The organism is Alphaproteobacteria bacterium, assembly GCA_035625915.1.
Classification (GTDB): Bacteria; Pseudomonadota; Alphaproteobacteria; order JACZXZ01; family JACZXZ01; genus DATDHA01.
In genome coordinates this window covers 1-13,223 of sequence record DASPOR010000138.1, presented here as the reverse complement: position 1 = coordinate 13,223, position 13,223 = coordinate 1, and the positions used below count along the sequence as shown (strand labels likewise).

Here is a 13,223-nt window from a genome sequence, read left to right as displayed (position 1 = left end):
TGCATATTTTCAGGAGGGGCAGGCGTATGCGCGTCACCGAAATGAATTGGATGCAGGTCGAAACTTACCTTCGAAGCGACGACCGTGCGGTTGTGCCGATTGGCAGCACCGAACAGCACAGTTACCTGAGTCTCGGCGTCGACCTCATTCTCGCCGAACGCGTCGCCGTCGAGGCTGCGGCACCACTCGGCGTGCCGGTCTTTCCCGCGCTCAACTATGGGATAACGCCGTATTTCACAGCTTTTCCCGGCACAGTGAGCTTGCGAATCGAAACGCTGCTGTCACTCGTCCGCGACGTCCTCGAAAGCTTGAAGCGGGGAGGGTTTCGCCGCATCCTTTTCGTGAACGGCCATGGCGGGAATGCGCCTGCCGGCGCTTTCTTTCAGGAATGGATGAGTGAAAACCCCGGCGTTACGGCGCGGTTCTACAATTGGTGGAACGCGCCAAAAACTTGGGCGAAGGTACAAGAGATCGATCCGGTCGCAAGCCACGCGTCGTGGATGGAGAATTTTCCCTGGACGCGGGTGCCGAATATCGCGCTTCCGGGCGGAAGCAAGACAATGATCGAAACCGAACGCCTGCGCATGATGAATCCCACGCAAGTGCGCGACTACATCGAGGATGGCAATTTTGGCGGCCGTTATCAACGCCCGGACGAGGAAATGCTCGCGCTCTGGTCGGTCGCCGTGGACGAGACGCGCGGCGCGATCGAGGGGCCGTGGCATTGACGGAACCGCTCCTGATTTGGGGAGCTGGTGCGATCGGCGGCACGATCGGTGCACACCTCGCGCGTGCCGGTCACGCGGTGATCTTCGTTGATAACGTTGTCGAGCATGTCGCGGCTATCGAACGGCATGGCCTTCGAATCGAGGGGCCGATCGCGCAATTCGACGTGAAGACACCGGCCTACACGCCTAACCGGCTGTCAGGCTCCTTCGCGCGAATTCTCCTTTGCGTCAAGGCGCACCATACCGAAGCGGCCGCCAACGCCCTCCGCCCTTTCCTGTCGTCCGACGGCTATGTCGTTTCGATGCAGAATGGCCTCAATGAGCTTGTCATAGCAAGCATTGTCGGTTGGAATCGGACGATTGGCGCGTTCGTGAATTTCGGTGCGGACTATCTTGAACCGGGTGTGGTGCTCTACGGCGGACGCGGGGCCGTTGTTCTCGGAGAACTCGACGGAAAAACTACGCCACGCCTGACCGCATTGCATGAAGAGATCTGCGACTTCGAACCCGAAGCAATCGTCACGGAGAACATCTGGGGCTATCTCTGGGGAAAGCTCGGCTACGGTACGTTGCTGTTCGCCACAGCACTGACCAACGACTCAATCGCGGACGCTCTTGCCATCGAAGAATACGCCGACCTCTACGGTGCCTTGGGCCGCGAAGTGATGGCGGTTGCAGAAGTAGAGGGCGTCAAGCCGGAGGGGTTCAATGGCTTCGATCCTGACGCCTTTACAGTCGGTGCGAACCCCGCTCAACTCGCGCGCTCCATCGCCGCGATGGTTGCACACAATCGAAAATCGGCGAAGTCCCACAGCGGTATCTGGCGCGACCTGGCGGTGCGCAAGCGCAAGACCGAGATCGACGCGCAAATCGCGATCATCGCCGAGATCGGCGAAAAGCATGGTCGTCGCAGCCCGTTGATCCGCAGACTGGTGGCACTCATCCACGATATCGAGGACGGTAGGCTCGGCCTGGAGCGCACAAATCTTGGCCGACTCGCCGAGGCGCTCGCCCAGGTGCAGGCTTCCGCGGACGTGATCTTCCAGAGGGGACCTGCGCGATGAAAATCGACTTCAGCGGCAAGACGGTTATCGTGAGCGGCGGCGGTCACGGCCTCGGCCGCGCCATTGCGCACGGTTTTGTGGCGCGCGGCGCCGTTGCGTGGGCGTGCGACGTGAACGAGGCCGGCTTGCGCGTGACCGCCGCCGAGGCAAGGCCTATGGAAGGTGGCGCGATGGTCGTCCGGACGGTCGACGTCACGGACCGTGCCGCCGTCGGCAATTTTGTGGAAGAAGCGCTCGCGGCCCGAGGGCGTGTCGATGTGCTTGTCAACAACGCAGGTGGGGTACGCGGCCAGGTTGGGCAGCCGATCGAGGCGGTACGCGCGGGTCAATGGCAGGAAATCTTCGACGTGAATGTGACCGGCGCTTTCAATTTGAGCCAGGCCGTGGTGTCCGCGATGAAAGTGGGACGGGCCGGCCGCATCGTCAATATTTCGAGTGTCGCGGGGCTCGGTGTCAGCTTGACAGGAATCCAAGCCTATGCCGCGGCCAAATCGGCGCTGATCGGTTTGACGCGCCAGCTTGCGCACGAGCTTGGGCCATTCGGAATCACCGTCAATAGCGTCGCCCCCGGATTTGTACGCTCCAACCCTACGACGGAGCGGCAATGGGAGTCCTACGGTCCGGAGGGCCAGAGGCGCCTAGTCGAGAGCATCGCGATGCGCCGTCTCGGCATGCCCGACGATATCGCCCATGCCGTTTTCTTCTTTGCCTCGGACTATGCCGGCTGGATCACGGGGCAGGTGCTTGCGGTGAGCGGGGGCAAGTGACGCCCGCACGATTCCTGCCAAATCAAGCCATGATGTTCATGCCGCCGTCCACGTAGATCGTGCTCCCGCTCAATCGACGGGCGAACGGAGTGGCAAGGAAGGCGCAGGTAAATCCGACATCCATGATATCGACGAGCTCGCCGACGGGCGCGCGCTCGATCGCTTCGGTGAGCAGCAGATCGAAGTCCTTGAGACCCGATGCGGCCCTGGTCTTGAGTGGGCCTGGCGATATGGCGTGCACTCGAATTCGCTTCGGGCCCAGCTCATAAGCGAGGTAGCGGCAGACCGCCTCGAGTGCGGCTTTGACGGGCCCCATTACGTTGTAATTCGGCACGACCTTGCTTGCGCCGTGATAGCTCATGGCCATCATCGTTCCGCCATCGGTCATCAAGGGTACTGCCAGTTTGGCGAGACGCACAAAAGAGTGACACGAGACATCGATTGCCTTGGCGAAACCTTCCGCGGAGCAGTTGAGCAGCCCACCTTGCAGATCCTCTTTCGGCGCGAACGCGATCGAGTGAACCAATATGTCAAGGCGGCCCCATTTATCGCGGATCGACTGGAAGACTTGCTCGGTCTGGCCGGCGATGGAGACGTCGAGGGGCGCGAAAATCGCTGCACTGACCTCTTTCGCAAGCGGCTCGACGAACGGTCTCGCTTTCTCGTTGAGATAGGTTATCGCGAGATCGGCGCCGACTTCGCGGAGCGCCTTGGCGCATCCATACGCGATCGAGTATTCGTTCGCGACCCCGACCACCAGCGCCTTCTTGCCATGCAGTATCAGAGCCTTGTGTTCGCTTGCCATGTCCGCCTCGCTCTCAAGCCGCGCCAACGAGTTGAAGGGTATGACGGGCGATCATAAGTTCTTCGTTCGTTGGGATCACCCAGGCACGGACCGGACTTTCGCTCACCGAGATCAGGGGACCATGCCGTTCGTTCGCGGTCGCGTCGAGCTTAACTCCGATCCACTGGGCGTCACCACACACGCGCGACCGGACCGCAACGGAGTTTTCGCCAATGCCCGCGGTAAAAACGATCGCGTCCAATCCACCGAGTGCAGCGACCAGGGAACCAAGCTCACGGCCAATGCGGTAGACGAATAAATCGATTGCGGCCCTGGCGCGGGGTTCCGTGCTCGCCTCGAGGGCGCGCATGTCGCTCGACACGCCGGAAACACCGAGGAGGCCGGAGCGGGTGTAAAGCAGTTTCTCGATTCCGCGCGCGTCCATCCCAAGCTCGTCCATGAGAAAGAGGATGACCCCGGGGTCGAGGTTGCCGCATCGCGTGCCCATCGGCAGGCCTTCGATGGCTGTGAATCCCATCGTGCTGGCAATGCTTCTCCCGGCGTGGATCGCGCACATGCTTGCGCCATTGCCAAGGTGTGCGACGACGACCCGGCCGGCCGCCGATCGAGGATCGATTTTTGGTAGAACCGACGCGATATATTCGTAGGAGAGCCCATGAAAGCCATATCGCCGCACGCCCCGCATCGTAATTTCCGGCGGCAGCGCATACGCCTGCGCCACCTCGGGATGCGTCCGGTGGAATGCCGTGTCGAAGCACGCCACCTGCGGGATTTGCGGGGCCAATTCCAAAAGAGACTTGATGGCCGCAAGATTGTGCGGCTGATGCAGAGGTGCGAGGGGGGAAAGTTTCTCCAGTTGTGCAACCAAGGTTTTGTCGATCAGTGCTGGGCGCGAATGCTCCGCGCCGCCATGGACTACGCGATGCCCGACCGCGAGGACGCGACGTTCGCCCCGATAGTTGCGGAGAAACTGCGTCAGGTAGGCCAAGCCGACGTCGTGGCCGACCTTCTCGCCCTCGGGCCAACGTTTTTCGTCGAGCAAGTTTTTTTTGGCGTCACGCGCTATGAAATGCGCGCTCGCGTAAAGCCCCTCGATCTGCCCGTTAAGTTCGCAGGCCGGGTCAGGCACCTCGGCCTTGAAGACCGAAAACTTGATGCTCGATGATCCCGCGTTCAGGACGAGTACGAAATCGGCCATTGGATTCCTATGCGATTGCCTTGGCAGCGGATGTGCGGCGAGCCTCCGCGATGAGGGAGGCGACAGCGCATGACGCCAGTCGCGTCAAAAGCGAGTCGGCACGGCTTGTCAGGATGATCGGAACCCGCGCGCCGAGAACAATCCCGGCTGCGTCCGCACCCGCCAGGAACGAAAGGCTTTTGGCGAGCATGTTTCCGGCCTCAAGATCTGGAACCACGAGCACATTGGCGCGCCCCGCCACCGGCGATTTAATGTTCTTTATCTCAGCGGCCTGGGGGTCGATCGCGTTATCGAGCGCTAACGGACCGTCAAGGATACCGCCGGTGATCTGGCCGCGATCGGCCATTTTGCAAAGTGCCGCCGCCTCCAGGGTCGACTGAACTTTCGGGTTGATAGTCTCCATCGCGGACAGGATCGCCACGCGCACCTCCGGCGCACCGAGGTCGTGCGCGAGATTGATCGCGTTCTGGACGATGTCGACTTTCTCCTCCAAGGTTGGCGCGATGTTCACGGCTGCGTCGGTGATGATGAGCGGATCCGAATGACCTGGTACGTCCATGATGAAACAATGACTGATCCTTCGTGCCGTCCTCAATCCGCCTTCGCGGGAAACCACGGCCGCCATAAGTTCATCGGTGTGAAGGCTGCCCTTCATCAGCGCGTCCGCTTTGCCGGTGCGCACCAGTTCGACTGCCTTTTCCGCCGCGGCGTGGCTGTGGGGTGCGTCGACCAGTGGGAAGGCGGATATTTCGATACCCTCCTTCTTTGCTACATTCCGAATTCGCTCCGCCGGCCCAACCAAAATCGGCTCGATCAACCTGATTTTGGCTGCCTCCGCCGCACCGCCCAGCGAAGACTCATCGCACGGATGCGCCACCGCCGTCCGAACCGGCCGGAGTGTTTTCGCGCGAGCGATTAGTCGATCGTATTTGTCGTGCCGCTTCGCCACGATCCTTTCCATCGCACCACCTATCGTCAGGGCCAAATGGGTAATTTTGCATTCGCGTAACGGAAACCGAGATCATGATTGACTAGAATGTCTCGTACTTGGCAACGCTATGTGCCGTCTTTCCCAACGGGGGGAGGCCGAAACATAAATCGTTATCAAAATCGTTCATTGATTTGCATCATGCGCGGGCGTAGCAGGTCATGAATGGCTGCCGCAACCCGGTATTTCGTCCTCTATCCAAAATCTACAGCCACTTGCTACCGTCGGCGCGCGGCCTCACTCGGCCGACTTCGGAGCGTGCGCGCCATGTTCCTTGGGCTCGGGCGCCTTCGTCGCGACGGATTCCTTGGTGCGAAACCACGCGACATAAAGCGCTGGCAGGAAGATAAGCGTCAGCACGGTGGCAACGAGCAGCCCGCCGATTATCGCGTAGGCCATCGGACCCCAGAAGACCTCGGGTGCGATGGGGATCATGCCAAGGCTTGCCGCGGCGGTCGTCAACAGGATCGGGCGCACCCTATGCAAGGTTGCGTTGATGACCGCGTCCCATGCCGGTTCGCCCTCTTCTATGTGCGTGTCGATTTGTGCGATGAGAATGACTGAATTTCGGACAATCATGCCGATGAGTGCCACGACTCCGAGAATCGCCACGAACCCGAGCGGCGTGCCCGTTGGCAGCAATGCGGCCACGACGCCGATTAGCCCGAGCGGCGCCACGCTCATCACGAGAATCAGCTTCTGGAAGCTTTGAAGCTGAATCATCAACACTGTCAACATCAGGAAAATCATGACCGGAAACACCGCGACGATCGAGCGGAGACCCTTTTCGCTGTTCTCGACGACGCCGCCCACCTCGATGGTGTAGCTGGGCGGGAGGCTCTTGCGCAAATTCTGGATGCTTGGCTCAAGCTGCTTGACGACGGTGGCAGCCTGGATTGGCGGTACGACGTCGGCGAGGACGGTAATCGTCGGCAATTGATTGCGGCGCCAGATGAGCGGTTGTTCCAGCCCATAGCTCAAGGAGGCAACCTGTTCGAGCGGTACGGTTCTCCCGTCCGCAAGCGGCACCTGAAGATTGCGCAAGGTCTGGAGCGAGGTGCGCTCCTCCGTCCCGGCCCGAGAGACGACGTCGATCAGATAAATGCTGTCGCGCACTTGAGTAAAGGGCGTTCCGCTTACGGTCGCCTGCAGCGTCTCGTGCAGCGTCTCTGAACTTATCCCAAGCATTCGAACCTTGTCCTGGTCGACCACGACGCGCACAACCTTGCTCGGCTCGTTCCAATCGTAGTTGACGAGTTCGGTATAGGGGCTCGATCCGATCACGCCGGCGAGCTGGTATGCATAGTCGCGGAGGTCGCCTATGTCGGGACCGGATATTCGGTATTGAACCGGCCAGCCGACCGGGGGCCCGAGTTCAAGCAGGCTCACCCGCGTGTTGACGTCGGAGAATTCATCGTTCAGGAGACGATCGAGCTTGGCGCGTAGCCGCTCTCGCTCCTCGAGACCCTTGGTCACGATGACCAGCTGGGCGAAGTAGTCGTTCGCGAGTTGCACGTCGAGTGGAAGGTAGAACCGGACCGCACCCTGGCCGATATAGGAACTCCAGTGAGCGATGTCCTGATCCGTCGAAAGCACTTTCTCAAGCCTGTCGACGGTCGCTTGCGTGGCGTCAATGGTGCTGTCCTGCGGCAACGTCAAATTGACCAGCAATTCGGGACGATCGGATGCTGGAAAGAACTGCTGCTGAACGAAACGCAGACCGAACACCGACGCGGCGAACGCCGCGATTGTCACGACGATCACCAGATATTTTGCGCGCATTGCGAATCGAAGTGCCGCGCGAAACATTCGGCCTAATCGTCCAGGTTCCGCGGAATGTTTCTTTTTCATCTCCCGAGGCAGGATCGAGACGCCGATAAGCGGTGCGAAGACAACCGCGACGAACCAGGAAACGATCAGTGCGAACGAAACGACATAGAAGATGGAGAAGCAGTATTCCCCGGCACCGCTGCGGGCAAAGCCGACCGGCACGAAACCTGCGACGGTGACGAGGGTTCCCGTCAGCATCGGAAAGGCAGTCAAGGTATAGGCGAAGGTCGCGGATTTCTCCAGGTTGAAACCCTCCTCGAGCTTGGTGATCATCATCTCGACCGTGATCATGGCGTCGTCCACCAAAAGCCCAAGGGCAATGATCAAAGCGCCCAACGATATTCGCTGGAGCGCTATTCCCGCGAACTCCATGCCGACGAATGTGATGGCCAGAACGAGCGGAATCGAGCACGCAACCACCAGCCCGGCGCGAAGACCCAGGCTGAGGAAGCTCACGACGAGCACGATTATCACGGCTTCTTCGAGGGCTTTCATGAACCCGGCGACGGCCTCCTCGACGACCACCGGCTGGTCGGCGACGAGATGAACACCGATGCCGACCGGCAATGCGGCTTCGAATTGCCGGATGTGCTCTGCGACTTCCTTCCCGAATTTGAGCACGTTCCCGCCAGGGGCCATGCCGATTGCCAGGCCAATGGCGGGCTGGCCGTTATAGCGGAACATCGGCGTGGGCGGCTCCGTATAGCCACGCCGGACGTCTGCCAGATCGACGAGCCGGTAAAAGCGGCCATTCGCGTGCAAATTGATGTCACGAAGACTCTCTTCCGATGAAAACTCGCCGCTGACGCGGACGATGATCTTTTCCTTGTCGGCCTCGATGACGCCGGCTGGGGCAAGGGCGTTTTGGGCCTGGAGGCTCGCGATGACCTGATCGCGGTCGACACCCATTCCGGCAAGGCGACGCGTTGGGAACTCGAGATAGATCTTCTCGTCCTGAATGCCGATGAATTGGATCTTGCCCGCACTCGGAATGCGGGCTAGATCCGTGCGCACGGATTCGACGTAGTCCTTGAGCTGGCGATAGCTGAATCCGTCGGCGGTGAAGGCGTAAATTATGCCGAACGTGTCGCCGAACTCGTCATTGAACGCCGGCCCCTGGATATCCTTTGGAAGGGTGCTTCGGATGTCGCCTATCTTCTTACGGACCTGGTACCAAATATCGGGAATGAGATCGGGCGGAGTTGAATCAAGAAGATAAACATAAACGACGGAGGAGCCCGGTTTCGTGTAGCTCTTTACGTAGTCGAGATACGGGGTCTCCTCCAGCTTCTTCTCGATCGGATCGGTCACGAGATTGATCGTTTCATCGATGGTCGCACCCGGCCACCGGGCCTGGACGACCATGGTCTTGATGACGAAAGCCGGGTCCTCTTCGCGGCCGAGATTGATATAGGAGAACGCGCCGAATACAAGCAGGACGATCATCAGGTACCAGACGAGTGACCGGTGCCGCAGTGCCCATTCGGAGAGGTTGAATCCTGTCATTGCGCCTGTCTCTTACCCTCGCCAACGTTGTTGTCGTCGCTCATCAAGGGGTAAGCAAGATGCGTTGCCCGTCCGTGAGACTATGAATGCCCGCTGTGACAACGACGTCGCCCTTGCCAAGGCCCTCGGAAACAATGACATATCCCGCCTTACCGGGTGGGCCGGCCACGATTTCCTTCCGATGCACAGTCTTATCCTTGGTGTCGACAAGCCAGATCAGGGTCTTGCCCGCCTCCTCGAGAAGGGCGGAGCGCGGCACTTCCACGACGGCCTCGGCTGGAGCCTTGAGCCGGCCGGTCACCGAGGCGCCAAGGCGCATCAGCTCAGGCGGATTTTCCAAGGTAACCCGTATGGCATGGGTGCGAGTGACGGGATCGGCTTGCGGGGAGAATTCCCGGATGTGGCCGGTCGCCATGACCCCGGGTGCTTCGGCGAGTGAGACCTCGATGACCGGATCTGCAGGTGAGCTACGCAGGATCGCCTCGGAAACGTGGAACACCGCTTCGCGATCCTCGGGGCGTGCAACTTGGACGATCATCTCACCCGCCTGCACGACCTTGCCGACATCGGGGCCGACTGCGGTGATCACGCCGTCCTGATCCGCCGTCAACGTCGTATAGCTCACACGGTCGGTTGCGACCCGCACGTCGGCATTGGCGGCATCGACTTTTGCATCGGCTGTGCGCGCCGCGCGCAAGGCAAGGTCATAATCGGCTTGCGCCACCACACCCCGGGCCAAGAGCACGCGCTGACGTTCCTCCGCGTTCCGCGCGCGGGTCTGCTCGGCCTCCGCCTCGGCCAACTTGGACTGCGAGGTAACCAGGGCGTTGCGCTGGTCCTGATCGTCCAGTCGCGCAAGGACGTCGTCGCGATCGATTTTGTCGCCGACATCCACAGCCCGGTCGATGAGCTTGCCGGCAATCCGAAATCCGAGATTCGCCTCCGTGCGCGGTTCGATCGTACCCGTCACGGCGATGAAGCCCCCAAGCGCTTGCGGCTCGATGGTCATGCTGCGCACGGGTCGGATGAGCGGTTCTTCCTCGACATGCTCCTTTTCGCAGCTCCAGGCAGTAGTCATAAAGGCTAAGGCCGCGATCATGGCGATGTGCACCCGTCTCGTCGATTGACGGCTCATGTCCCGGTGTCCTTGACGACGACCTTTTGGCCCGGCCTGAGCTTCATCGCACCACCGGTAACCACGAGCTCGCCGACATCGAGCCCTCCGGTGACCACGATTGTGCCAGTGTCGTATTGCACCACCGTCACAGGTTTGAGGCTAACCGTGCTGGTCGCACGATCCACGACCCAGACAGCAGGCGTTTCCGCCTTGGTTGAGAAAAGGGCCGACGAGGGAAGATCGACAGCCGGCTCGAGTGGGAGCTTAACGGTGCCGATCACGGTGGCACCGAGGCGCATGGTGTCGGGTGCATCGGGTAGTGCCACCTTGACCGTGTAGGTTCGCGTGACCGGATCGACTCCCGGCGAAATTTCCCGGATTTGGCCGTGGGTGACGATTGCGGGGTTTTCGACGAGCGCAATCTCGACCGACTTGATCTCGGGCGCCAGATTTAGCCTCGCCCCTCCGATTCGAAAGACGGCCTCCTTTTCGGAGGGTTGCGCCAGACGCACGATCATCTGCCCAACTGTCACGACTTGTCCCGGCTCAGCGCCCGTTGCGACGATGGTTCCGTCGCGGTCCGCCTTCAGTTCCGTATAGGACACGTTGTCCTTCGCGATTTGGACGCTGGCATTGGCGGAGTCCATATGGGCCTGTGCTGCACGGTAGTTCTTTTCCGCGATGTCGAAGCGGATTTTGGTCGTGAACCCTTTTGCGAGCAGGTCGCGCTGGCGCTGTGCTTCTACTTGGGTTTGCGTGAGCTCCGCTTGTGCTGCAGCGAGATCGGCCTGGGCGGCGCTGAGCGCGTTCTGCTGATCCTGTTCGTCGAGCCGCGCAAGCAGATCTCCTTGCCTAACGGTCGTGCCGACGTCGACCGGTCGCGCGATCACCTTTCCAGCGATTCGGAACCCGAGATCGCTTTGGATTCGGGATTCGATCTCTCCCGTTAGCGCACGAGTTTGGTCGTAGTCCTGCATGTGGACGGTCGTTACGTGCACGGCGGTGAGTTTGGCCGTTGTCGTCGGCTTATGTTCGCACGCGCCGAGTGCCAAGCTTGCGAACAATATCGCCAATGTGGTCTTTGGTGCCATGGTTCGACCCCCTCCGGTCCCACCCACCACGCTTCATCGAAGGCACAACTTAAAACATTGACTCCACTCTTCGGCAAATGGTCGACCGCCCAAAACGGGCACGCACCGGCTTTATTAGAAACGCTCTACAGTGTCCTGCATCACGATACCCGGAACCCGTACGGAAACTATAGTCGGTTCATTGCAACTGGCAAACCCTACGGCGCGACTGAGCACTATGAGGCTGTCGATTTTACGGCTCACTTTGCCGCGCAGCCCGGCCGCAGAGCAGCTCTAGCGCGTGAACGTTGTGTGACGATTGACACAGGTCAAAGAGCGATATGACAACTGCAAATTAGTGTATTCTAATGTTTACCAGCGAGCGAAAATCCGCGTCGATCGAAGCGACGGGTGCGGATCAGGCGTCATAAGCGAAAGGTGTCACGATGTCAGCGATCGAAAAGTCCCAGGGCTCGACCGTTCAACCACGGCCAGTATTCGGTGCGTTCGCGCCGTTCGCAAATCCGTTTTCAGCCTACATGGTCGATGCGGCACAAAGAACTGTGTTGTTCTGGGACGTTATGCGCCAGCGCGGCAATCAGTATCGAGAACATATTGCAATGAAGGCACCGAACGTTCTTGACTACAAGGCCGAGCTTGTGGTGGACGGCCGGACGCTCGAGCGGCCGGTCAACTATATGCTTGTGCGTATCGTTCCGCCGGCGGGAGCTTCGATAGATCCGAAGCGCCGTCCTTTCGTTGTCGTTGACCCACGCGCTGGTCACGGCCCTGGCATCGGCGGCTTCAAGGCGGACAGCGAAATCGGGGAAGCGCTCAAGGCCGGCCATCCCTGCTATTTCATCGGCTTTCTGCCCGACCCGATGCCCGGCCAAACGATCGAAGATATCGCGCGTGCGGAAGCGGCGTTCCTGGAAAAAGTCATTGCCCTTCATCCCGATGCCGACGGCAAACCATGCGTGATCGGCAACTGCCAGGCCGGTTGGGCGGTTGCGATGCTTGCCGCTGTCTGTCCCGGGCTATTCGGGCCCATTATTCTCGCGGGATCGCCGCTCTCCTATTGGGCTGGCGTACGCGGCAAAAATCCCATGCGATATACCGGCGGCATTCTTGGCGGGAGCTGGCTTGCGGCACTCACCAGCGACCTTGGTCACGGCAAGTTCGACGGTTCCTGGCTGGTTCAGAACTTCGAGAATCTCAATCCCTCGAACACGTATTGGACTAAGCAATATAACCTCTATTCGAAGGTCGATACCGAGGCCGAGCGCTATCTCGGCTTCGAACGGTGGTGGGGCGGCCATGTCAAACTGAATTCAGAGGAGATCCAATTCATCGTCGACGAGCTTTTCGTCGGCAACAAGCTGGTCGCTGGCGAAATCGAGACTTCAAAGGGCTACACGATCGATTTGCGGAATATCCAGTCGCCCATCGTCGTGTTCTGCTCGAAGGGCGACAACATCACCCCGCCTCAGCAAGCGCTCCAATGGATTCTCGATCTCTACGACGATGTCGACGACATCCGCTCTCACGGCCAGACAATCGTCTACACAATCCACGAGACCATCGGCCACTTGGGGATATTCGTATCCAGCGGGGTGGCGCGAAAGGAGCACAGCGAGTTCTCGAGCAACATCGATCTCATCGATGTGCTGCCCCCGGGGCTTTACGAGGCTAAATTCGAAAAGAAGACCGCCGATACGCCCGGTGCGGACCTTGCCTCGGGCGATTGGGTGATGAGTTGCGAAGCGCGGACCCTCGCCGATATCCGCGCAATCGGTGGCAACGACGCCGCCGATGAACGTAGCTTCGCCGCTGTTGCCAAGGTGTCGGAGATCAATTTGGCGCTTTATCGCACGTATCTGCAGCCACTCATCCGCGCCATGTCGCCCGCCGCGGGTGCGAATTGGATGCACAAATTGCATCCGCTCGAATTGCAATACGAATTGTTCGGCGATTCCAACCCCACCATGTCGCCCCTCAAGGCAGCCGCCGAATGGGTGCGTAAGAACCGGATGCCCGTTGCGGCCGATAATCCACTCGCGGCCGCCGAGCAAGGACTCTCCCGCCAGATCGTCGCAGCGCTCGATGCATGGCGGGACCTTCGCGACGGATTGACCGAGCTGATGTTCTTC

10 protein-coding genes are annotated in these 13,223 nt (G+C 60.0%); 4 read left to right on the top strand and 6 right to left on the bottom strand.

The genetic code is table 11. The annotated features are described in order from the left end of the window. The first annotated feature begins 26 nt into the window (after positions 1–26). The 3 genes from VEJ16_11110 to VEJ16_11100 are packed head-to-tail and all read left to right on the top strand — an operon-like array spanning position 27 to position 2,559. Positions 27–728 (top strand): creatininase family protein, encoded by a 702-nt coding sequence (locus VEJ16_11110; GenBank protein ID HYB10211.1) that lies wholly within the window; start codon positions 27–29, stop codon positions 726–728. After that, positions 719–1,792 carry a 2-dehydropantoate 2-reductase gene (locus VEJ16_11105; protein ID HYB10210.1) on the top strand — a complete coding sequence of 358 codons (1,074 nt, stop codon included), beginning with the start codon at positions 719–721 and terminating at the stop codon, positions 1,790–1,792. The genes VEJ16_11110 and VEJ16_11105 overlap by 10 nt, the downstream gene beginning before the upstream one ends. Then, positions 1,789–2,559, top strand: a complete 771-nt coding sequence (locus VEJ16_11100; GenBank protein ID HYB10209.1) for an SDR family NAD(P)-dependent oxidoreductase — start codon at positions 1,789–1,791, stop codon at positions 2,557–2,559. Before VEJ16_11105 ends, VEJ16_11100 begins: the two co-directional genes overlap by 4 nt. A gap of 22 nt (positions 2,560–2,581) precedes the next feature. Here the strand turns inward: VEJ16_11100 and fabI are convergent, their stop codons facing one another. The 6 genes from fabI to VEJ16_11070 all read right to left on the bottom strand — a co-directional run bounded on the left by fabI (position 2,582) and on the right by VEJ16_11070 (position 11,094). Next, positions 2,582–3,364 (bottom strand): enoyl-ACP reductase FabI, encoded by a 783-nt coding sequence (gene fabI / locus VEJ16_11095; GenBank protein HYB10208.1) that lies wholly within the window; start codon positions 3,362–3,364, stop codon positions 2,582–2,584. A gap of 13 nt (positions 3,365–3,377) precedes the next feature. Further along, positions 3,378–4,562 carry an acetate/propionate family kinase gene (locus VEJ16_11090; GenBank protein ID HYB10207.1) on the bottom strand — a complete coding sequence of 395 codons (1,185 nt, stop codon included), beginning with the start codon at positions 4,560–4,562 and terminating at the stop codon, positions 3,378–3,380. 7 nt (positions 4,563–4,569) lie between these two features. Beyond that, positions 4,570–5,511 carry a phosphate acetyltransferase gene (locus tag VEJ16_11085; GenBank protein HYB10206.1) on the bottom strand — a complete coding sequence of 314 codons (942 nt, stop codon included), beginning with the start codon at positions 5,509–5,511 and terminating at the stop codon, positions 4,570–4,572. Between the two features lie 276 nt (positions 5,512–5,787). After that, positions 5,788–8,886, bottom strand: coding sequence for an efflux RND transporter permease subunit (locus VEJ16_11080; protein HYB10205.1), 3,099 nt, complete (start codon positions 8,884–8,886; stop codon positions 5,788–5,790). Positions 8,887–8,929: 43 nt separating this feature from the next. Further along, complete coding sequence (locus VEJ16_11075) at positions 8,930–10,021, bottom strand: efflux RND transporter periplasmic adaptor subunit (GenBank protein HYB10204.1); 1,092 nt, start codon at positions 10,019–10,021, stop codon at positions 8,930–8,932. After that, positions 10,018–11,094, bottom strand: a complete 1,077-nt coding sequence (locus tag VEJ16_11070) for an efflux RND transporter periplasmic adaptor subunit (GenBank protein ID HYB10203.1) — start codon at positions 11,092–11,094, stop codon at positions 10,018–10,020. Before VEJ16_11070 ends, VEJ16_11075 begins: the two co-directional genes overlap by 4 nt. 518 nt (positions 11,095–11,612) lie before the next feature. On the opposite strand from VEJ16_11070, the gene VEJ16_11065 reads away from it, so the two are divergent. Further along, positions 11,613–13,223, top strand: a 1,611-nt coding sequence (locus VEJ16_11065; GenBank protein HYB10202.1) for a DUF3141 domain-containing protein, incomplete at its 3' end; no start/stop codon positions are given.